Raw genomic sequence first — 20957 nt, 5'->3', positions numbered from 1 at the left:
CGTAGTTCTGGCGAAATCTAATCTGAGCTTTGCTTGATTTTTTACTATAAAAACTCTAAAAAAGCAAGACAAAAGTTTAGCAAACACATTAAATGCTTGCAATACCTTGTCCTTTAGCACAAGGTATTGTGGCGATCGCTCTTTTGTATATATAAAAGTCGCCATTAGGCTAGGAGCCTGGACGGTAGCCATTCAAAACCCCGATTTATTTAAAAAGTCGGGGTTCTAGTATTCGCTGTTAATTACGTTTTTGTGGAGTTCCCCAAATCTTGATTTGTCGATCAAATCCGCCACTAGCGAGGATTTTACCATTGGGACTAAAAGCGATCGCACTTACCCAGTCTGTATGTCCATTCAGTGTATTGATTAACTCACCTGTAGTTAAATTCCACACTTTAATCCCATCTTTGCCGGCACTAGCAAGGGTTTGTCCATCGGGGTTAATGGCGATCGCATTTACCCAGTTATTATGTCCTGTGAGAGTGCGGACTAATTCTCCAGTATTAATATTCCACAGCTTGACTGTGCGATCGCGGCTAGCACTCACTAATGTCTGTCCATCTGGTGTAAAGATGACAGCGCTAACAACATTAGAATGAGCTACAAATTCACTGATTAATTTACCAGTACTCAAGTTCCATACCTTGATTACACCCTTATTATCACCACTAGCCAAGGTCTGTCCATCAGGGCTAATGGCTAGAGTATAAATCAAGTTATCGAAGCGTACTAGAGTCCCTAAAGGGCGCTGCTGTAATAAATCCCATAGCCGAATCCCATCCAAAGCTCCACTGATCAGAACTTTACTATCAGGAGACACCGCTAAAGATAATACGTTGCTGGTATGTCCGACAAAAGAGCGGCTAAATTTAAAATTTTTCAGGCTCCAGAGGTTAATTGTGTTGTCATCACTACAACTAGCAAGGGTTTGCCCATCTGGTGAAATCACTAAAGACTCTATGGCTGATTTGTGTGCTTTATTAATATCCCCTAACTTTTTACCATTTACTGGATTCCACAGGCGAATAATACCCTCATTTTCTGCACCTCCACTCGCAAGAATTCTGCTATCTGGACTGAATGCGAGAGATTTAACAGTTCCGTTATGTCCTCTAAGTGTGTAAAGTAGTTGGGCATTAGCAAAGCTGTTAGTAGTTGGGGAGTTTGGTGTTACTTCAACGGCAGCATGAGCTTGATGAATGTAAAACCCTTGCCAGATAGTCACTGGAAGGGCAACAGCTGCCATAAATGACAGGATAATATACGGACGCAGAAAATTATCCCCACCTCTTCCCTCACTACTCACACTTTTTCCTCACTTTTTATATACAAACAAACCACTTAGAATTATGAATTAAGCTAACGCGCCTACATATTGCAATATTTTCCGTGTAGACCGTCATTAGTCATTAGTCAAAAGTGTTTACCAAGGACAAAGGACATTTGACAAAGGACAACCTCACCAGTTGATGTGCAATCTTATTTGCGTAACAGCTTATCAACTCATAACCGGCTAAACCTTAGCTATCCGCTAACAGCACTCTTAAAGAGGTGGTTTTTTCTTAGAAACGCTTAACATTGGTAAAGGCGCACTAGAAGAACGAGAGGGCAAATAATGTTGCACCACAGGTTCCTCTGGTAGAGGACGGCGCTGCTGGAAACGCCACAACTTAAAGGCTAGCGCTATGCCTGTTGTTCCCAAACCAAAAGCGAACAACGACCAGCTATCATTCAATCCGCCAATCAGGGCATCTATAGCGCCCATCGTCACCAATACACTGATTAGTGGCTCTTTTCGGTAGGTTGACTTCAAAAAACGAGGTAATACAGCATTCATCACAGCTTGGTTGGTTCCAGTTCAGCTTTTGTGTATATTTACCAAGAATACCTCACCCATAATTTGCCTTTCTCATCGAAGGCAGACACTAATTATGATTTTCTTTAGTTGGGGAGGAACTATAGTCATTAATTGCCTTGCACATACTAGTTGCAAGTCTATGATATTTCCATCACTAATAGGTATTTTGATTCCTCTCTTGCTTACATTCTAGTGCAAAGCACTTCGCTATCAATCGCCAAAGTCAAAACCAACTGGTTGTTCCAGCTGGTTGAAACTCTTTTAACTACTAGCTTAGAACTTGCACCTTGTGCTGGTTAGTGGCACTACTTCAGACCCAGCCATGATAGCACCCCTTGATTGGTGACATATTCAATCACCAGCATCAAAGCGAAGCCAATCATTGCAGCTCGACCATTCAAGCGTTCAGCATATTCGTTAAAGCCAAACTTTGGCTCTTCTAGTTTAGGTGCAATTGTTGGTTGTGTTTGTGTCATTTTTAAGAAACCTTTTTTTTGGCAAACGGGAGTTGATATGAGAATTCACAGCAATTGTCAGGTATAAGCGGTAAAGGTTAAAGGAATTGAATAGTATTTTCCCCTTCAGCTTTACCCTAAACTTGGTAACTTATGAGCTAATTGCAGTGCTTGAATGTCAAGATGACTTGATTGATTCAGCAAAAGCTTCCTAGTAGGGAGCTATACAATCGCTCTTTTAATAAATTGTTACTATTCTTTATATATTGTATAAACACTGGGGTAATAGTCAAGGGCTTGAGTTTGGGGCTACTCAGATTAAATTAAGAAACTTAGAACACAGATTAACTATCTTTAATACAGCTATCTGTAATAAGTCGGTAGCAAGCTTGAGATTCGCAGGCTAGAGTTAAACAAAAAAATTATCAGAGGCTATATATGGAAATCGGCGTTCCAAAGGAAAATAAGGATCAAGAATTTCGTGTAGGGTTAAGTCCTTCTAGTGTGCGAGTGCTGCGAGAAAATGGTCATAGCATCTTCGTAGAAACACAAGCCGGGAATGGTGCTGGATTCTCAGATGACGACTACAGAAGTGCTGGAGCCGAGATTGTCCCCACATCAGAAACGGCTTGGAATCGGGAATTGGTTGTGAAAGTCAAAGAGCCGTTGACATCTGAGTATAAATTTTTGCAGAAAGGGCAGATATTATTTACTTATTTACACTTAGCTGCTGATCGCAAATTGACAGAGCATTTAATTGATTGTGGCACAACTGCGATCGCCTACGAAACTGTAGAACAACCTGGTGCTAACAAACTCCCCTTGCTTACCCCCATGAGCGTGATTGCAGGTAGGTTAGCAGTACAATTTGGGGCCAGATTCCTAGAACGTCAGCAAGGTGGTAGAGGATTGCTGTTGGGCGGTGTCCCTGGAGTCAAGCCAGGTAATGTAGTAATTTTAGGTGGCGGTGTTGTCGGCACAGAAGCAGCTAAAATTGCAGTGGGTATGGGTGCGATCGTGCAGATTTTAGATGTGAGTGTTGAACGTCTATCTTACCTAGAAACCTTGTTTGGCTCTAGGGTGGAATTGCTTTACAGCAACTCTGCTCATATTGAAGCTGCCGTTAAAGAAGCCGATTTGCTTATCGGTGCAGTTTTAGTGTTAGGACGTAGGGCCCCAACATTAGTATCGCGTGAATTAGTTAAACAAATGCGTCCTGGTTCGGTAATAGTTGATGTAGCCGTTGACCAAGGTGGTTGTATAGAAACTTTACGCGCCACATCTCACACAAATCCGGTATACCTCGAAGAAGGTGTGGTGCATTATGGCGTACCTAATATGCCAGGGGCAGTACCTTGGACAGCAACCCAGGCACTCAATAATAGTACATTACCTTATATCGTCCAGTTGGCGAACTTGGGAATTATGGCGCTAGAAGTTAACCCAGCCTTAGCTAAGGGTGTGAATGTGCAGAATCATCGCTTAGTGCATCCGGCTGTACAACAAGTATTCCCTGATTTGGTAAATTAAGGTGTGTAAGGATTAGGCGATCGCTAATCAGACTAATTTTCTTGCCTTATGCGCGGATGGGTAGGTGTACAAAATGAAAAGGAGCAAAAAATGGCTACTGCTCCATCTATACAATGCTTTCAGGGCACTAGTATTTTTAAACCATCCGCGCACCTTATGGGGACTGGCTTTCAGCGATTTGCATCTTGTGCTATGACTATTCCCTATGTTATGATTCACACATTCGCGCAACTGCACCTTGAAAACCAAATACAGCAGCGCTTTCAGAAGCCAGCAATTGCAATTCATCAAAATCCCTATTAGGGATTGAAAAATTTCTTTAAATTGCACAGGATAGTTTTGGACTAATTGCAATTCATCAAAATCCCTATTAGGGATTGAAACGTAAAACTTGATTGGCAATTGACTCGTAGTGCGATATTGCAATTCATCAAAATCCCTATTAGGGATTGAAACAATTCATAGTAAACTTTCGCAACTTCTTGAATAATATTGCAATTCATCAAAATCCCTATTAGGGATTGAAACTTCCTCTTCTTCCTCCTCCTCTTTTTCTACAAAAGAATTGCAATTCATCAAAATCCCTATTAGGGATTGAAACATAAAGATTGCTCATACGGTGAAGAATCAGTGGAAAAAATTGCAATTCATCAAAATCCCTATTAGGGATTGAAACGCGGAGATAAACCGCAACAGATTGGCTTTGCCTTATTGCAATTCATCAAAATCCCTATTAGGGATTGAAACATCAACCTGTAGATCCTTCTGAGATGACCAAAGAATTGCAATTCATCAAAATCCCTATTAGGGATTGAAACGCCCATAACTAGTAGGACTTTTAGGGGAGGGCAAAATATTGCAATTCATCAAAATCCCTATTAGGGATTGAAACTAAAAATATGCCACAAATAGCAGGGAAACCATTCATTGCAATTCATCAAAATCCCTATTAGGGATTGAAACATCAACCTGTAGATCCTTCTGAGATGACCAAAGAATTGCAATTCATCAAAATCCCTATTAGGGATTGAAACGCCCATAACTAGTAGGACTTTTAGGGGAGGGCAAAATATTGCAATTCATCAAAATCCCTATTAGGGATTGAAACTAAAAATATGCCACAAATAGCAGGGAAACCATTCATTGCAATTCATCAAAATCCCTATTAGGGATTGAAACACCGACATTGGACAGCTAGAAATACTGGATAGCGAATTGCAATTCATCAAAATCCCTATTAGGGATTGAAACCAAACACTAAACCCCCAACACAAGAAGTAACTAATTGCAATTCATCAAAATCCCTATTAGGGATTGAAACTTCAGGTGATTTAAACTTAACCTGCCACTGTTTATTGCAATTCATCAAAATCCCTATTAGGGATTGAAACTTACTAGCTCTAGCTGTTCCTCAGCCACAAAGTTATTGCAATTCATCAAAATCCCTATTAGGGATTTAAACAATCGCCTCACTTTATCAATCGGCTATTGCAGATGTTAATGCTGCATTAAGGCAGTGATAAAATCAACTTTTTAAAGCATCACCAAACTACCTTCTGCTTCTTCCTCTAGTTCATAACCATTAGCTAATTTTTCAATTGCTTGGTCAAGCATAGCCAAACCTTGATCTACCTTTTCAACTAAACTTAGCTGTCCTCGGAGTTCGGCAGCACCGACGAAACCCTTAGCATACCAAGTCATGTGCTTACGGGCTTGACGCACGCCGCGATCGCCTTTATATTCCCATAATGCTTGTAAATGATCTCTTGCACATTCCAAACGCTGAATCGGAGTAGGTGTCGGTAATATTTCCCCAGTTTTCAGGAAGTGATCGATTTCTCCAACCAAAAACGGATAACCCAAAGTTCCACGGGAACACATCACACCATCAGCGCCAGTTTGTTCTAAACATTTCACCGCCGCTTCAACGGAAAAAATATCTCCATTGCCAATCACTGGGATAGAAAGCACTTCTTTGACACGAGTAATCCATTCCCAACGGGCATTGCCATTGTACCCTTGGGCGCGGGTGCGTCCGTGGACTGTGATCATTTGTGCCCCTGCATCTTCCATCCGCTTGGCAAAGTCGAGAATAGTAATTTCGTTGTCATTCCAGCCAATCCGGGTTTTGACTGTCACAGGTACATCAACAGCTTTCACCACTTCCCGCACAATTGCTTCTGCTACTTCTGGTTGCCGCAACAAAGAAGAACCGCCACCATTTTTAGTGATTTTATTTACCGGACAACCCATATTAATATCAACAGTATCAGCACCTTCTGCAACTGCCTTTATTGCTGCTTCTGCCAAAAAATCGGGACGGCAATCGAATAGTTGAACACTAATTGGGCGTTCGTTGGGATCTACCTCCATGATTTTGGGTAACTGCTTAACATAATGCAATCCCGTAGCATTCACCATTTCGGTATACATCATCGAATCTGGTGCATAACGACGCACGAGACGGCGAAATACCATATCCGTTACTCCAGATAGAGGCGACTGGAGAACCCGACTTTTTACCTCAAACGATCCAATTTTGAGGGGTTGAGAAAGTCTAGCTTGGAGAATAGGGGAAAGCGAAATCATATAAAAAATTAAAAATTATGGGAATGGAAAATAACAGGAATATTTATGGGTATCTGTGAGTAGTGCTAATTGTAGGTTAGGTATCTTGACTTGGAGGCTGTTTTTGTATTTCTTGCTGAACTTCCTCTAAACTCAAACCTAACTCTTTTGCCATTTCTTCAAAACTCAATCCCAATCTCAACAACAAAGGTATCATTCTAAACTTTTCTTCACGCGCTCCTTCTTGTTTACCCTCTTGCTTGCCTTCTTGTTTGCCCTCTTGCTTGCCTTCTTGATAAACTCGTGTTTGTTTCAAATCGCTTAACCCAAACATACCTTCAATCTCCTCTGGACTCATCGTCGGAAACTTATAAACCAAAATTGTCTCTATTAATTCTAGTAACTGCCGCCGTTGTGGTTCAATGTTGATTTCTTGCTGAGTTCTCTCTATTAACTGCCTAGCAGATGTAATTGCTGTTTCCTCTTCATCGACCACTAGTTTCATAGTAGCAATTCCGACTGGCAGCGATGCAGTTTCGCCCAATTCGTTAAGATAAATGCGAGTAACACGATTGCTAGTGAAAAATTCGCTGTAATTATTGATATCTGCTATATCTAGACTGCGATTGGGATAGATAACTACTCCTCGCCAAGAATTTTTAGGTTTATTTTGACGTAAATATAAACAAATTTCTGAAATTAGGCGCGAATAAATTTCTGCGTCGGTTTGAAACTGGACTTCAACAAAATAAATAGGATTTTCTTGCCCTTGTGTTGGGAGAAAAACACCATCTATACGGAATGTCGTTTGCTTGATTTCAATTGAGGAGAATTTATAACCCTCTGCCGTTTGGGGTGGATTACCAATTAATTCAAAAAATATCTCAGGGAGTTCTTGAAAAAGGCGGTAAAAAATACTGTCAGTTTTCACGCTTGATGTATTGCGGTGATTTAAACCGTTAGATTTTACCGTGAAATACTGTTGGTAAAAATTATTAAGCCGACTGCGAGAAGCAATCGGCTTAATAAATTCATAGTAATTTAGTTGCAATTTAGCCGTGAGTTGCACCTTGAGGGGGACTTGAAACAACTTTTTTGGCTAAACCCAAAGTCTGCAAAACTCGGATGCTCCACCAAGTAACATCAATCTCCCACCAAGACAACCCAGATTTTGCCATGTGGGGATAAGTATGATGGTTGTTGTGCCATCCTTCTCCATAAGTGACGATGGATACCCACCAAAGATTACGAGCGCCATCGTTAGCATCAAAGGTGCGATAACCCCACAGGTGTGATGCTGAGTTCACAAACCAGGTTGAGTGCCAAAGCAAGACACATCTGAGAAACACTCCGTAGAAGACAAAAGGCCATCCTCCTAATCCATATAGGAGTAGTGCGAAGGGTATTTGCAACAGCAAAAAGTAGCGATCTAGCCAACAATAAAAGGGTTGTCTTGCTAAATCAGGGGCATATTTTTTATAGGTGTCATAGTCAAAAAATTCTGGGCGTGGGTAAAAAATCCATAATATATGGCTCCACCAAAACCCTCTTTGAGCAGAGTAGGGGTCTAAATTGATATCTTCGGTGTGAGCGTGATGCTGGCGGTGTCCACCTACCCAAAAAATTGGCCCACCTTGCAAAGCCAGGGCTCCGATTAGGGCGATCGCATACTCTAACCACTTGGGAACTTGGAAACTCTTATGGCTCAGTAGTCTATGATATCCCAGGCAAATACCAATGCTCCCAAATAACCAGTGCAGAAACACTAGCAAACCTAATGCTGACCAGGAGAAAAACCAAGGAGACATAAGTGCTAAGGCATGAAATGTAGCAAAAAATACCACATTTGTCCAACTGAGTCGAGGTGAGTTGCCTCTCTCAGGGGCGATCGCCCCAAAATTTGCGGTCATAAAAATTCCTGTTGATGGATGATGAAGCAATTTGCCTTTTCTCGGATGCCACCCCACAAGGGATTTACCCGCACTGTATACTAATTCGTTACAGTTGAGTAAAGCAAGTATCACTTACATTTGTTATGCTAGCAGAACTCTGATACCCCTGCAAGTGCCACTTGCATTTTTCTATGTCGTCTCACCTCGTTTCCACTCGTCAACGCTTGATTCAAGCTGCACTTGAGTTGTTTTCTGCTCAGGGAGTTAGCGCTACCACAACCCGCCAAATTGCAGAAAAAGCCGAAGTCAACGAAGTGACTCTATTTCGGAATTTTGGCAATAAGCATGGATTGCTTTTAGCGGTGCTGGAAGAGTCCGCAGCCTTTAAGGATTTAGGTGAATCGCTGGTGCGGCGGGCAACGCCTCCCGGCAATGTGTACCAAGCTCTCAAAGATTATGCAAGTGATAGCTTGCACGCATTAGAACGAGTGCCAGAGTTTGTCCGGTCTGTGGTAGGTGAAGCCGACCAATTCCCGGCAGAAAATCGCCGCGCACTAGGCAGGGGAGTTACAGAGGCAAACCGTTATGTAGCTCAGTATTTAGCTACTGTAATCCAGCAAGGGCACCTAAATACTTATTTACCAGCAGAAAAATTAGCTAGTTTGCTAAATGGGATGATCTTGGGATATGCCGTAATTGAGTTCACCAGCGAATTTCACGAACTTTGGGAGGATCGGAATGATTTTCTCGAAAATTTGGTGGAGTTGTTTTTACATGGAGCTATGTCGTCCTCAGCAGAATCAGCAATAAACTGCTTACAAGGAGGGTTCACCACCACAGAAGTAGCTGATTTGCCTGCTAGTTTAGTTCACGAAATTTTACAACAAGCCAGGAAATCGGGAGTACGAGATTATGCCTTGGCTTATGTGTTATTTGGGGCTGGGTTATCTGCCACAGAAATAATTAGCTTGGAGCGATCGCACCAAATCTACGATCCTCAAGGGCACTTCCTGCAAATTACAATCCCCGGATGTATCCGTCAAGTACCAGTAAATCAGTGGATTTTGGGCAAACGCTACGGTTCTTTTACCAATAATCCCTTAATCAAATGGCTGAAAAGTCGTAAAGATGCTCAAACAGCCATGTTTTTGAATGAGACAGGTAAACCCATGACAGAATCAGAGCTTGAGACACGTTGGCAAGTATGGAGTGAGGGACTATTAACTCCCCAAGGACAAGCGCCAGCGATCGCTCAGGCACAACAAACCTGGCGCGTAGAAATGTTGATGCGGGGAATCACCTTGGAAAACCTGATTATCTTAACAGGCTGCGATCGCATTCAATTACAACCCTATGTCCGCCGAGCCAAAGAAAAAGCTGCCCTAGAGCAAGCCACCCGTTTGGATCACAAGCCAGGATAGGGTACGCCTAAGCAATTAAAAATTACAAATTAAAAATTAAAAATTAAAAATGAATAAATGGAAGGGCAGTAAGCATTTTGGTGTCGATCAATTGTTTAATTTAAGGGCTCCATGATGGCTCTTAAACCATTGCTAGAGAGTGTTTTGAGCATTTCTTTAGCGTTGTATTCACTGCTAAATACTCCTGCTTGCATAACTCTTTGACCTTCCCAAACTGTGGGAAACGCACCAGGAGCAAGCGATCGCACTAAATCTTGATCCCTATCAGTTAAGAGTGGAACTACTACGCGATAACGGATACCGAACTGTGTCGTAGATTTACTAGCATAAGGAATACTTGCAGAACTTGTTTGCATATTGCCAGTATTACTAATGGGGATATTGTTATCAGGAAGTGGTAAAAGTGCTGACGCATTTGGGGCAGTCGCTTCTCGTATTGGTAATGGCTGTTGTATTTGATTCCTTGTGCTGGCAACTGAATTGGATGGGTACTCAGGGGCAGTAAATTCGATCGTATTAGGATCAATCCGCACATAATTCAACTGTGGTGTGTTAGGCGGCTGTGCTGGACTGGAAGTTGCAATTTGAGTGTTAGTTGGTATTTGTCTCGCCGACAAGCTGCTAGGTGTTGGAAATCTAGCAACTTTAGATGTGGGTTGCTGTTGATTGGATATAGGCGTGGAAAGTGGAACCTTAGCTGGCACTAATGGTAGCAATTGAGTGTTTAATTTTGCAGAAACAGGATTATTTGCTGAAATGCTGTTGCTGTTTTGCCTATTAGTAGTTTCAGAGATTTCAGGAGCCGAGAAGGTGATTTCCCCAGTTGGTGGTATTTCTTGTAATACATTGTTGGGAGTCAATTGAGAATTTTGTGCTGCTGGTGCTATTGTGCCGTTAATATCTACTTTGCCAGTGATGCGATCGCTCACAAGATTATTACCGCCAGCAGAAATCACCTGTTTAGCAGCGCTGGCGTTAATGTCGTAGCGGGCATTATTTTGAAATTGATTACCCCCAGGTTCCGATGCACTACCCAAATCTGGCATTGCTTGAGCGATCGCAACTAGACCATCTTCTTTATTATCTTGAATAATATTATTTCGTAAAATCGGGTGGGCCTTTGCTTGCACCACAATTCCCGATCTATTGTTCTGAATTTGATTGCCTATAACTATCGGAGCGGCATTTTGGGCAATATTAATGCCAAAACCCGTTTGGTGAAAGATATTTTCTTTCACTTGGGGGCTGGAATTCCCGGCAATTGTCATGCCATTGGCTCCATTGCGATCGAAGTAATTCTTGCTAATGGTAGGTGCAGCATTACCACTGACAGAAATCCCATCTTGGGTACTGCCAGTAAATGTATTTTCCGCGATTACCGGATCGCTAGATTCAATCCATAAACCGTAACCCCGGCGATTGGAGTTCGTCACCGTCACCCCAGTGAGCAAAGCTTGGTTTGCCCCCACAATTGTGACGTTTTGACCGCCAAAGCTCCGACTCAGGTAATCACCGCCTCCCTGAATGATAATATCCTTACCTTGATTGCTAGGGTTGCCTTGAATTGAAACACCCGGTTTCAGCATTAAGGGAAATTCCTCTCCTGTTTCGGCGCTATAAGTGCCCGTGGAGAGCATAATTACAGTATTGGGGTTAGCTAATCGCAACGCATGGGTAATCGTTTTCACAGGAGCAGATTCGCTACCATTACCTGCGCTGTCATTTCCACCATTTGGGTTAACAAACAGCACGTTAGCCTGAGAATTTTTTGTCTCACCTAGAGGTGCTGAATTTGGTGTTGATGGCATCTGAGCGATGGCACTATCCAGGAACGTCATACTTGTCGCTCCCATTCCTACGGTAAAAGATAATACCGATAAGCTAAAAAATAAAAGTCTTGCTGATTCCAGAAACTTAAGCTTTGCAAGCATAATGTCTACTCTACGGTACTTAGGAAACACACGGTAGTGAATCATATTTAACACAACTCCTTGGAAGTAACAATAAATTCTTATACTCTTAGAGAGTATTATGTCGATAATATTACTCACATATTGACCGATTGGCGATTTTTAATACAGGGTAATAAATAATATTGTGTCTGTTCGAGAATACCTTGCTCTAAAAGACACATTACGCGATCGCCAAAATACCCTCACCCTAAAAGAGCTTGTAATTCGGGACTTACGCAAAAAATTCTTCCTCGAAAGACAAACACTCTCTAAATAGTATCTATGCCAATACTTGTCGGGTTTTGAGGAAAAGGGGAAAGAAAAAACCTTTAACCTTTACCCTTTAAGCTTTTCCCCAAACCCAATTCCGAGTTAAAAATGCTTTACCCGAGCAGTATTGGTATCTATGCAGTCTCAATTTAATTTGCCCATTGGAGATTTTCTGATGTATCCCTTTGGGCTAGTCCTTTGTAAGCTCGTTGTTCACCCTAAAATACTTGACTAACCTTAGTGCAAAACTGTAGCCTCAAACTACCCTTATCACTGCATATAAGAACATGGGATAATTTATCGTAACCCTCATTACTACGCTTTTTGACGTAGATTCGGCAAAAATTGAGTAAAAAAAGCAAATTAATTGACTTATGGTTACTAAGAGATATGATAATTCACATTTTGATGAAAGCACTAACGGGGTTGTTGTAATGGTCGAGCCATACAGCCAAAAAGAGCAAGTACAGCAAGTTGTCTATCGCATTTTAGATGCCAATTTAGACCGCGCTCGTGAAGGCTTGCGAATTATTGAAGAATGGTGTCGCTTTGGCTTGAATAATGCCCAGTTAGCTCTTGAATGCAAGCGCCTGCGACAAGAATTAGCCAAGTGGCATACCCCAGAATTACGGGCGGCGCGAGATACACCAGGCGATCCTGGGACTGAGTTAACTCATCCTCAAGAAGAAGAACGAGCTAGTATAAAATCAGTATTGCAAGCTAACTTTTGCCGTGTTGAAGAAGCATTGCGGGTGTTGGAAGAATACAGCAAGCTTTATCAGCCAAATATAGCTAAAGCTTGTAAGCAAATGCGCTATCAGGTTTATACCCTAGAAAGTAATTTAATGGGTCATCAGCGCCATCAATTGTTGTGGCGATCGCATTTGTATCTTGTTACTTCCCCGAATGAAAATTTGTTGAATAACGTCGAAGCTGCACTTAAAGGAGGATTAACGCTTCTACAATACCGTGACAAAACCACCGATGATTCTTTGCGTTTGGAACAAGCCAGAAAACTCCGACAGTTATGCCATATCTACGGTGCTTTGTTCATTGTTAACGATCGCGTGGATCTAGCTTTAGCTGTGGATGCAGATGGGGTACATCTGGGACAACAAGATATGCCTATTGCTATTGCTCGGCAATTACTAGGTTCCCAGCGTCTGATAGGTCTTTCCACCACCAATAAAGAAGAAATGCAAGGAGCAATTGCTGAAGGTGTAGATTACATTGGCGTGGGGCCAGTTTATGAAACTCCCACGAAAGTAGGTAAGGCAGCAACAGGTTTAGAATATGTCAGCTATGCCGCGAAAAATTGCTCAATTCCCTGGTTTGCCATTGGCGGAATTGATGCCAATAATATCAATGATGTGATCGATGCTGGAGCCAAACGTGTAGCAGTAGTGCGATCGCTCATGCAAGCTGAACAGCCTACCCTAGTAACACAATATTTGCTCTCCCAACTCAATCGCATTAAGCCAGAACTTTAAAAGAGTCATTTGTCATTTGTCATTTGTCATTAGCCCAAAGTGAGTAACCAATTCACCATTCCCAATTCCCAATTCCCAATTCCCACATTTATGTCTAATGAGATTACGGTTCAGGTAAATGGGGAAACCCATAGCTGTTCGTTTCAAATTTCTTTACCCGACTTGATCCAAGAGTTGGGTTTTAACCCGCGCTTGGTGGCTGTAGAATATAACGGAGAAATTTTACATCGCCAGTTTTGGCCACAAACAAAATTGCAGCCAGGCGATCGCTTAGAAGTGGTCACTATTGTTGGGGGTGGTTAATTGATTTGAGTCAGCAAGCCCAAATCTTTCAGGCTGCGTCGTGTAATCTCGATGCGGACGGGTGCATCCTCTGGTTTATACATATCAAGGGTTGTTGCAAAAAAGTAGACGTTTTTGTTTTGTTCTAAATAACCCACAAACCAACCAACGTTTGGTTTGGTACTCGTTAACCATCCCGTCTTTCCTCGCAGTGTGTAGTCTGGAGTTTGTTCGCGTACCATAATATCTTTGACAAGATTTATTGTCCGTTGGGAGAAAGGTAAATCGCCTTCATACAACCGTTGCAAAAACTTAATTTGCTCTTGGGGTGTAATTTGCAATAGCTGCTGTTCTAGCCAAAAACGATCAATGTCTGCGGGGTTTCCAATCTGACGATTCCCGTAACCTACTTTGTTAATAAATTGCTGCATCCGTTCATATCCAGCCCTCCGCGCTAGTACTTGATAGAACCAAACAGTTGAATCTTTAAAGGCTTGACGCAAATTCGTATCATGATTCCAAGCATCGATATCTCGATGAATTCCATCCCAAGTGAGAACCGCCACATCATCAGGAATTACACCTATTTCTAATGCCACCAGCGCGTTAAAGATTTTGAATGTCGAAGCTGGAGCGATGGCAGTTGCATTACGTTTAGGATTGTGTTCATAGGTGCGGTTATTTTTTGAGTCGTAAATCAAGATTGAGCCTTCACGCCCAAATTCTTGAAAGTGTCGCCCAAAATTTGGCGCTTTAATAGCAGGACGTTCAGATGAGGTTGAAGCTGGTTGAGCCAGAATAGGCATTGTTCGGAAGCTAATTACACTCAATACCGCAATACATCCAAGAATTGTAAATATAACAGCTTGCCTTCGGTAATGCCGAAGAGATTGCCACATACCAAACAAGATATTTTTCATTGCATATTTAATAAAATCACAAAGGAGATTTTACAATGCAATCTTGCTCATTTGCGAAGAGATGAACATCTGTGCATCCCTACTCCATCTGCATTTATCTCACAAAATCGCGTTTTTTCCCTCTGATTTGTAAAGTGATCGATGAAGAGTTCTACGCTTGGCTAATTCTTTACCTTTGCGGCCAAGTTGCTCACGTAGCTGTTGATCTTTGCACAACCGATTGAAAGCTTGAAAAACTTCATAACCAGAATTGGGATTAACCAGTATCCCATTTTCTTCATGCTGAACTGTGTCTAGAACACCACCTAAGCGAGGGGCAATGATCGGCTTACCGAAGTAACTTGCTTCTAAATAAACCATCCCAAAACCTTCCATATTATTAGGTTTAGTATCTAATAAAGTCAGCATGGCAAATATGTCGCAAGCTGCATAATAACCTGCTAACTCACGCTCTGGTACATATCCCGCAAAGTGGACGCGCTTATCTACCCGCAAACGATGTACCAGAGATTTCAGTTCCGATTCACTTGGCCCTTCACCGCAGATTATATAGTGGACATCGACCCCAAAAGTTAGCAATAGTGGGATGTTATCAATCACTCGGTCGAAAGCTTTATGTTTTACTAGCCTTCCTATGGAGAGAATAACTATTGCTGAATCGGGAATGTTGTATGCCTGACGCACGCGAACACGCAAATCATCAAGGCTACTGGGACTCCCGACATTGTTACCAAATTTTTCTGGTCTGATTATTGGGTTAATAACGTAAGTAGGAGTATCTAATCGTAAAGCAGTTCTGAGGTAGTCTTGTGTATAAGAACTGTTACAAACAATACCTTCGGCTCTATGAAGTGTTAATTTAAATAGCGATCGCATTACGGGATTGTGTAATGTACAAAGAAAATCATTACCGTGCAGATAGATAAAAAAGCGAATAGGTAACAAATAGCTCAATAGCAACAGTGAAGGAAAATCATAGCCGTGGCCCCACTCTATATAACGGTAGTGATAGCGAAAATAGAGTTTGATTGCTAGCACAAATGAGCAGACAATATTGACAAAAGGCTTTAGGATATTTCCCACAAAACCACTACGCCAGTATCTAGGATAAAACCAGCGATACACTGGAAATTGTTGCCCTTCATCAAATACTTTATCTCCTGAGCAACTAGCCGCCAGCACAATAACTCGTTCTGGATCTTGGAGACAACGATTGTACATATATTCTCCAATTACAGCTTCTTTCGGCAAGAATATCCGGGATATGACTAGGATATCTGGGTATGCAGCTTTGTCTCTGATTTCGGCTGTTAGTTGAGAAATATGTTCCATAATCAAGTTGATAAATTTACTTCAAATAATTTTGAATTTATTTACAATTAGGATTACTTTCCAAGCCATAATTATTATTTTATTTCTTTTAAAACGAATCTGGTAGACAAAATTGAAGGCTATTTTAGAAGATTAGCCAGCAAGATTGTTTTTTTATTGTGTTGCTTTTATTTTGGCGGCAAAACTCTCAACATTTGAGAATTTCTGTGCATGATGGACAATAAAATAAAATCTAGCACTTGTAGTCCAATGTAGTCAAATTTCTCACTGAAGAACTGTTGCAAAAATTACGAAACTTACCTACGTTCACTAGGCTATCTTGAATAGTCTAGACTTGTGTGCCAAAATGCCAAAAGTTTAGATAAGTATTTGATAACTATCTGTGTCTGCTTAGTGCTGCTGATAAGCATTACATCTACTTGTAGCACTACTATACATACGTAAGCATCAGGTCTATATCTGTCCTTTATATTACTTAAAATAGAGAGATATCCTTTTGGATTCTGACAGACCAAGTAGGGCGAAGTATTAAAAAATTAGTCAAAATAATCATGAGAAATAAGAAACATCTGTATAATCCAAGACTGTAGCCTCAATGTGCTTAGTCTAAGACAGTAGCCAAAATTGCCCGTAGGCGTAGCCCGTCGTAGACATCGCAAATTTCTGTGATGATGAACATATCTTAAGGTACGGTTCCCCAGTCGAGAAATCCCCCCTGCGATCGCTGCCTATGCCAGATAAGACGCGGTAGATTGAATATGTAGCCTTTAAAAGTGAATGCTACAAAGCTTGCTTGTTACGGACTGGCGTTAGTGACATAACCGCAAAACTCCTACCAGCATGGAGATAAATCATAAAAATTCTGTTTTCCAAGCGATTGTATTATGCGTAAAAAACTACAACAAATCAGCAAACCACTGTTAAAAACCTTCTTAGCCCTAGGACTGGTGTTAACTTTGGTTCTTAGCCACGCCGATGGAGCATTAGCGGCCCGCAGTGGGGGTCGAATCGGTGGTGGCTCTTTTAGAGCGCCTTCCAGCCGCACCTATACACCGCGCACTTATGCACCTCCTGGTGGGGGCGGATACTATCCTGGTGGTGGTTTTGGTGGTGGTTTTGGCTTTCCCTTCCTACTTCCTTTCTGGGGTATTGGGGGAGGATTTGGTGGTCTATTTAGCATCTTAATTTTCTTTGCGATCGCTAATTTCTTATTGCAAACTTTCCGTCGTGTCTCTGGCGGTGAAACACCAGAAGCAGATTACAGTAGTAACTCTCCTGTTTCTGTAACTCGTTTGCAAGTAGGTTTGTTAGCTCAAGCCCGTGAATTGCAAAATGAACTCAACCACATTGCTGAAACTGCTGATACTAACACCCCAGAGGGAAGAGCAGAAATTCTGCAAGAAGCCAGCCTAGCTTTACTCCGCCATCCCGAATACTTTGTATATGCAGGTGGTGGTACTCAACAAGCCAGTTTAAATTCAGCTGAAAGTCAGTTTAATCGGCTGTCACTGGCAGAACGCAGCAAGTTTAGCGAAGAAACTCTTTCTAATGTCAACAACCAGCTAAAAGCAGCCCTTGCCAAAGAAGCTTTACCCCAGGCTGGTGAACTAGACAACCCCACCCGCCTATTTACTGAAGGCCCTGGAGAATACATTATTGTCACCTTGCTGGCGGCGACACTAGGCAAGTTTGATATCCCCACAGCGATTAACAGTGCTGATGATTTGCGTCAAGCTTTGCGCCAAATTGGTAGTATCCCTAGCGAAAAACTTCTTGCAATTGAAGTACTTTGGACTCCACAAGCTGAAAATGATACGCTGACATCTGATGATGTACTGGCAAATTATCCTGATTTGAGACTTGTTTAATCTCTAAAAATTTCGCGCTTTACTGCCAATAAAGAACTTGGCATCTTGGCGAAACAAAGTAAGTTACTCTTTGAGTGCAATAACTAGAAAACCGTTTGTCAATAACAAGCGGTTTTTTGTATAACCTAGATATACCAAGAATTACGCACTGAGAACTAAAATATCGATCTACCCTAACTCCTTTGAAAAAAGGCGAAACTCTCAAAGCCTTCTTAAAACGGGGGTTGGGGGATCTATTATGCGTAAGCCCTATATACTTAACTATCTTTTAGAAAAATTATTCTTAGCCAAGACTTTGCTAATATTATCAAAATGTTATACACGTAAAGCGTTTCTTATGCCTAATGTTGAAGCCGACGAAAACCGAGAGCATCGCATTAAAACAGAGATCATTGTAGATGCTGAAGACAAAGAAGACCGAGCTATGGGTTGGTACTATTACCTCGAAGAGGCTCTAAATTTTCCCTTTATGGCTAAATGGACTAAGAAGGGACGTAAATCAGGCTCTACCGAGGAGAAAGAAGTGGAGGTGCTGGGAATGGCCCCAGATGATGAGTGTTTAAAAGATATGCTTGTCGAAGTGGCTTACATTAATGGTAAGGATGATGATGTATATTCTGCAAAGTTATCTGAAATAGCAGCCATTGACGCTGACAGCGAAACTCAAGAAGCGATCGCAGACTGGCTCTATTGGATTGCCAGAGGATACAAGTTTTAAACTCTAGGATAAATATCGAATGACGCGGCAGGGATTACCAGCAGCGACAACATTCTCAGGTATATCTTTGACAACTACACTGCCAGCACCAATGGTTGTGTTATCGCCAATAGTGACACCTGGACAAATAATTGCACTGCCACCAATCCAGACATTGTTACCAATGTTAATTGGGGCAGCTAATTCTCTACCAGAAAGGCGAATTTCTGGCTCTGTAGGATGATAAGCAGTATAAATTTGTACATAAGGAGCGCATAATACATTATCACCAATGTGAACTGTATTGCAGTCTAAAATTACACAGCCATAGTTCATAAACAATTTATTGCCAGCAAAAATATTACTACCATAGTCACAGTGAAATGGTGGCACAATTGATACTTTGTCACCTATCTTTCCAAATAACTCTTGCAAAATTTGCTGCCGTTGATCTTGCTGTTCTTCAGTTGTAGAATTGTACCTTCGCAACAGACGACTAGCTCGTTTATTTTCGGCAGCCAATTCTGGATCTTCCGCCAGATATAACTCGCCTGCGAGCATTTTCTGTTTTTCGGTTTTTTCCATAACAGGCTTATGGGACTTCTCGTTTGTATACGATAACCTTAGCAGCAACTAAATTAGCACATATTCTATCCTTAACTAAATATGGCATAAGTCGCTTTTCCCTGCCGTTTAGCTCGGTACATTGCAATATCAGCATCCCGTAGCAGAGTTGCAGGTTCCTCATAACTACTAAAATTCCAAGCAATACCAATACTAGCTGTAGTAGATAATTCACATCCATTCAGCTTAAGTGGCGATCGCAAGGATTCTTGAATCCGTTTGGCAACATTGGTAGCATCGGTAATGTCTTTAATATCCTCTAAAAGAACTGTAAACTCATCACCACCAAATCGGGCTACAGTATCACCACCACGTAAGCAGGACTCTAAACGTCTAGCGATCGCTACTAGAAACTCATCCCCTATTCCATGTCCAAAGCGATCATTAATATCTTTGAAACCATCTAAATCCAAAAATAAAACTGCAAAATAATAATCGCTTCTACGTTTGCTGCGCTCAATTGTTTGTCTGAGCCTGTCTAGAAATAAAACACGATTTGGTAATGCTGTCAGCCCATCATAAAACGCATTACGGATCAATTGTGCCTCTGTCTGCTTGCGTTTGGTGATATCTTGAAACACTAAAACTGCACCAGTGATATTACCATTGCGATCGCGGATGGGTGCAACTTTATCACCAATCGCTATTTCTTTGCCATCTTTGGTAATCAGTATACAGTTTTCTGGGAAATCCAAAATTTCACCTGTTTTGATTACATTTGCAGCTAAATTTTCAATTTTTTCTCCTACATCTTTGTCAACTAAGTTAACTACTTCTACTAAATCTTTACCGAACGCTTCACTTTCCTTCCAGCCCGTGATTATTTCTGCTGTGGGATTCATCATTTGAATACAACCATTAGCATAAGTCACAATCACTGCACTGCTCATACTATTAATAATTGCTGCCAGCCTTTGTTTTTCTTCGTATAATATTTTTTTGCTTTGATGTTTGTATAGAGCCATTTCAATCGCAAAATGTAAATCACTTTCAATAAATGGTTTGACTATGTAACTAAAAGGCTCACTTAGCTGGTTTTCATATAATGCTTTATATTCCGAATATTCTGTTAAATATACTACAGGTACATGGAAGTGATTCTGGATGATGTCTGCTACGTTCACACCGTCAATTTCCCCAGCTAGGCAGATATCAATTAATACTAAATGTGGATGAGTTTCTGCTACCTTTTTTATTGCTTCTTCACCAGACTTAGTGGTTTCTGATACGGAATAACCTAATTTTTGTAAACTTTTTCTAATATTTGAGGCTATGATTTTTTCATCCTCAACAACTAGGATTTTGCGGGCGAACATGGTGAAACAACCTGTTTGCTAGGGTTCAGATTTTTGTTGTCAGTATCAACTCGATACAAAAGTTCTTATTTCATCATAAACAATCTTTAACTACTCTGTAGTATTGCTTGATATAAATACTTAACTAATGAGCAAATAGCATCATGTTATTAACCTCCAATAATTTCTGTGTTTGTCAAAGCTAATTATGATTAATGTATGCAGTTAATATCATGTCATTAACATAAAATGTAAATTACCATATAATTACCAGCAATCAAAAATTTATTTTCAACAATATGCAATCAATTATTTTCTTAAATAAAATAAACATCAAGTATAGTATCTATGTCAAAATTAATCAAGAATAAAAGTTAATAAAATCACAGTCTACCACTTTCAAATAAGTTGGAAAAATTAATATAGTATCTTGTATTGTAATATGATAATATCGATTGATTATAATACTACTAAAAATTAATCGTTATCTGGAATTAAAGAGT

The 20957-nt window shown here is 40.9% G+C and carries 18 protein-coding genes and 1 CRISPR repeat array; of the genes, 7 read left to right on the top strand and 11 right to left on the bottom strand.

Going from position 1 to position 20957, the window contains the following annotated elements:
• Positions 1-238: 238 nt before the first annotated feature.
• From ACFFRD_RS31390 to ACFFRD_RS31380, 3 genes are all read right to left on the bottom strand, one after another.
• Positions 239-1246, bottom strand: coding sequence for a WD40 repeat domain-containing protein (locus ACFFRD_RS31390; protein WP_392483212.1), 1008 nt, complete (start codon positions 1244-1246; stop codon positions 239-241).
• A gap of 297 nt (positions 1247-1543) precedes the next feature.
• Positions 1544-1837 carry a hypothetical protein gene (locus ACFFRD_RS31385; RefSeq protein WP_012410339.1) on the bottom strand — a complete coding sequence of 98 codons (294 nt, stop codon included), beginning with the start codon at positions 1835-1837 and terminating at the stop codon, positions 1544-1546.
• Between the two features lie 326 nt (positions 1838-2163).
• Positions 2164-2334: a chlorophyll a/b-binding protein gene (locus tag ACFFRD_RS31380; RefSeq protein WP_114081915.1), complete on the bottom strand. Its 171-nt coding sequence runs from the start codon at positions 2332-2334 to the stop codon at positions 2164-2166.
• 417 nt (positions 2335-2751) lie between these two features.
• On the opposite strand from ACFFRD_RS31380, the gene ald reads away from it, so the two are divergent.
• The gene (gene ald, locus ACFFRD_RS31375) at positions 2752-3843 is read left to right on the top strand and encodes an alanine dehydrogenase (RefSeq protein ID WP_392479665.1); all 1092 of its coding nucleotides are present in this window, start codon (positions 2752-2754) and stop codon (positions 3841-3843) included.
• 276 nt (positions 3844-4119) lie between these two features.
• Positions 4120-5305: a CRISPR direct-repeat array (repeat unit 37 nt; unit sequence ATTGCAATTCATCAAAATCCCTATTAGGGATTGAAAC).
• 71 nt (positions 5306-5376) lie between these two features.
• On the opposite strand, the gene dusB is transcribed toward ald, so the two are convergent.
• The 3 genes from dusB to ACFFRD_RS31360 form a co-directional block, all read right to left on the bottom strand.
• Positions 5377-6432 (bottom strand): tRNA dihydrouridine synthase DusB, encoded by a 1056-nt coding sequence (dusB, locus tag ACFFRD_RS31370; RefSeq protein ID WP_392479664.1) that lies wholly within the window; start codon positions 6430-6432, stop codon positions 5377-5379.
• A 76-nt stretch (positions 6433-6508) separates the two neighbouring features.
• Positions 6509-7342: an Rpn family recombination-promoting nuclease/putative transposase gene (locus tag ACFFRD_RS31365; RefSeq protein WP_392483211.1), complete on the bottom strand. Its 834-nt coding sequence runs from the start codon at positions 7340-7342 to the stop codon at positions 6509-6511.
• A 121-nt stretch (positions 7343-7463) separates the two neighbouring features.
• Positions 7464-8321, bottom strand: coding sequence for an acyl-CoA desaturase (locus tag ACFFRD_RS31360; protein ID WP_392479662.1), 858 nt, complete (start codon positions 8319-8321; stop codon positions 7464-7466).
• Positions 8322-8494: 173 nt separating this feature from the next.
• Here ACFFRD_RS31360 and ACFFRD_RS31355 point away from each other — a divergent pair, with 173 nt between their 5' ends.
• On the top strand, positions 8495-9724 hold the full coding sequence (locus ACFFRD_RS31355; protein WP_190960800.1) for a TetR family transcriptional regulator: 1230 nt from the start codon (positions 8495-8497) through the stop codon (positions 9722-9724).
• Positions 9725-9819: 95 nt separating this feature from the next.
• Here the strand turns inward: ACFFRD_RS31355 and ACFFRD_RS31350 are convergent, their stop codons facing one another.
• Positions 9820-11700, bottom strand: coding sequence for a DUF1565 domain-containing protein (locus tag ACFFRD_RS31350; RefSeq protein WP_392479660.1), 1881 nt, complete (start codon positions 11698-11700; stop codon positions 9820-9822).
• A gap of 121 nt (positions 11701-11821) precedes the next feature.
• Here ACFFRD_RS31350 and ACFFRD_RS31345 point away from each other — a divergent pair, with 121 nt between their 5' ends.
• From ACFFRD_RS31345 to thiS, 3 genes are all read left to right on the top strand, one after another.
• Positions 11822-11953 (top strand): hypothetical protein, encoded by a 132-nt coding sequence (locus tag ACFFRD_RS31345; protein WP_392479658.1) that lies wholly within the window; start codon positions 11822-11824, stop codon positions 11951-11953.
• A 367-nt stretch (positions 11954-12320) separates the two neighbouring features.
• Positions 12321-13436, top strand: coding sequence for a thiamine phosphate synthase (locus ACFFRD_RS31340; protein ID WP_179074345.1), 1116 nt, complete (start codon positions 12321-12323; stop codon positions 13434-13436).
• Positions 13437-13526: 90 nt separating this feature from the next.
• A complete protein-coding gene (gene thiS / locus ACFFRD_RS31335; protein WP_185580391.1) occupies positions 13527-13739 on the top strand; it encodes a sulfur carrier protein ThiS in 213 nt (70 codons plus the stop codon).
• On the opposite strand, the gene blaOXA is transcribed toward thiS, so the two are convergent.
• Both blaOXA and ACFFRD_RS31325 read right to left on the bottom strand, forming a co-directional pair.
• Positions 13736-14638: a class D beta-lactamase gene (blaOXA, locus tag ACFFRD_RS31330; RefSeq protein WP_392479656.1), complete on the bottom strand. Its 903-nt coding sequence runs from the start codon at positions 14636-14638 to the stop codon at positions 13736-13738. The genes thiS and blaOXA overlap by 4 nt on opposite strands.
• Before the next feature lie 99 nt (positions 14639-14737).
• Positions 14738-15970, bottom strand: coding sequence for a glycosyltransferase family 4 protein (locus tag ACFFRD_RS31325; RefSeq protein ID WP_392479655.1), 1233 nt, complete (start codon positions 15968-15970; stop codon positions 14738-14740).
• Positions 15971-16854: 884 nt separating this feature from the next.
• On the opposite strand from ACFFRD_RS31325, the gene ACFFRD_RS31320 reads away from it, so the two are divergent.
• Both ACFFRD_RS31320 and ACFFRD_RS31315 read left to right on the top strand, forming a co-directional pair.
• Positions 16855-17838, top strand: a complete 984-nt coding sequence (locus ACFFRD_RS31320; RefSeq protein WP_163938780.1) for a DUF1517 domain-containing protein — start codon at positions 16855-16857, stop codon at positions 17836-17838.
• 337 nt (positions 17839-18175) lie between these two features.
• Positions 18176-18556: a calcium-binding protein gene (locus ACFFRD_RS31315; RefSeq protein ID WP_114081926.1), complete on the top strand. Its 381-nt coding sequence runs from the start codon at positions 18176-18178 to the stop codon at positions 18554-18556.
• A gap of 3 nt (positions 18557-18559) precedes the next feature.
• Here ACFFRD_RS31315 and ACFFRD_RS31310 read toward each other — a convergent pair whose 3' ends face one another.
• Together ACFFRD_RS31310 and ACFFRD_RS31305 are read right to left on the bottom strand one after the other, a co-directional pair.
• Positions 18560-19120: a sugar O-acetyltransferase gene (locus tag ACFFRD_RS31310; RefSeq protein WP_392479652.1), complete on the bottom strand. Its 561-nt coding sequence runs from the start codon at positions 19118-19120 to the stop codon at positions 18560-18562.
• A 71-nt stretch (positions 19121-19191) separates the two neighbouring features.
• Positions 19192-20475 (bottom strand): diguanylate cyclase domain-containing protein, encoded by a 1284-nt coding sequence (locus ACFFRD_RS31305; RefSeq protein ID WP_392479650.1) that lies wholly within the window; start codon positions 20473-20475, stop codon positions 19192-19194.
• Positions 20476-20957 lie beyond the last annotated feature (482 nt).

Source organism: Nostoc sp. C110 (assembly GCF_043099725.1).
In the GTDB taxonomy this organism is placed as follows: Bacteria; Cyanobacteriota; Cyanobacteriia; order Cyanobacteriales; family Nostocaceae; genus Nostoc; species Nostoc muscorum_A.
The sequence above is the reverse complement of the archived record's forward strand: the minus strand, read 5'-3'. Positions and strand labels throughout refer to the sequence as shown.

What these genes read in the sequence shown, in the direction of transcription:
- ACFFRD_RS31360 (WP_392479662.1), bottom strand. Translation starts at nt 8,321, where the DNA reads ATGACCGCAAATTTTGGGGCGATCGCCCCTGAGAGAGGCAACTCACCT.
- ACFFRD_RS31310 (WP_392479652.1), bottom strand. Translation starts at nt 19,120, where the DNA reads ATGGAAAAAACCGAAAAACAGAAAATGCTCGCAGGCGAGTTATATCTG.
- ACFFRD_RS31305 (WP_392479650.1), bottom strand. Translation starts at nt 20,475, where the DNA reads ATGTTCGCCCGCAAAATCCTAGTTGTTGAGGATGAAAAAATCATAGCC.
- ACFFRD_RS31385 (WP_012410339.1), bottom strand. Translation starts at nt 1,837, where the DNA reads ATGAATGCTGTATTACCTCGTTTTTTGAAGTCAACCTACCGAAAAGAG.
- dusB (WP_392479664.1), bottom strand. Translation starts at nt 6,432, where the DNA reads ATGATTTCGCTTTCCCCTATTCTCCAAGCTAGACTTTCTCAACCCCTC.
- thiS (WP_185580391.1), top strand. Translation starts at nt 13,527, where the DNA reads ATGTCTAATGAGATTACGGTTCAGGTAAATGGGGAAACCCATAGCTGT.
- blaOXA (WP_392479656.1), bottom strand. Translation starts at nt 14,638, where the DNA reads ATGAAAAATATCTTGTTTGGTATGTGGCAATCTCTTCGGCATTACCGA.
- ACFFRD_RS31340 (WP_179074345.1), top strand. Translation starts at nt 12,321, where the DNA reads ATGGTTACTAAGAGATATGATAATTCACATTTTGATGAAAGCACTAAC.
- ald (WP_392479665.1), top strand. Translation starts at nt 2,752, where the DNA reads ATGGAAATCGGCGTTCCAAAGGAAAATAAGGATCAAGAATTTCGTGTA.
- ACFFRD_RS31350 (WP_392479660.1), bottom strand. Translation starts at nt 11,700, where the DNA reads ATGATTCACTACCGTGTGTTTCCTAAGTACCGTAGAGTAGACATTATG.
- ACFFRD_RS31380 (WP_114081915.1), bottom strand. Translation starts at nt 2,334, where the DNA reads ATGACACAAACACAACCAACAATTGCACCTAAACTAGAAGAGCCAAAG.
- ACFFRD_RS31320 (WP_163938780.1), top strand. Translation starts at nt 16,855, where the DNA reads ATGCGTAAAAAACTACAACAAATCAGCAAACCACTGTTAAAAACCTTC.
- ACFFRD_RS31325 (WP_392479655.1), bottom strand. Translation starts at nt 15,970, where the DNA reads ATGGAACATATTTCTCAACTAACAGCCGAAATCAGAGACAAAGCTGCA.
- ACFFRD_RS31355 (WP_190960800.1), top strand. Translation starts at nt 8,495, where the DNA reads ATGTCGTCTCACCTCGTTTCCACTCGTCAACGCTTGATTCAAGCTGCA.
- ACFFRD_RS31390 (WP_392483212.1), bottom strand. Translation starts at nt 1,246, where the DNA reads ATGGCAGCTGTTGCCCTTCCAGTGACTATCTGGCAAGGGTTTTACATT.
- ACFFRD_RS31315 (WP_114081926.1), top strand. Translation starts at nt 18,176, where the DNA reads ATGCCTAATGTTGAAGCCGACGAAAACCGAGAGCATCGCATTAAAACA.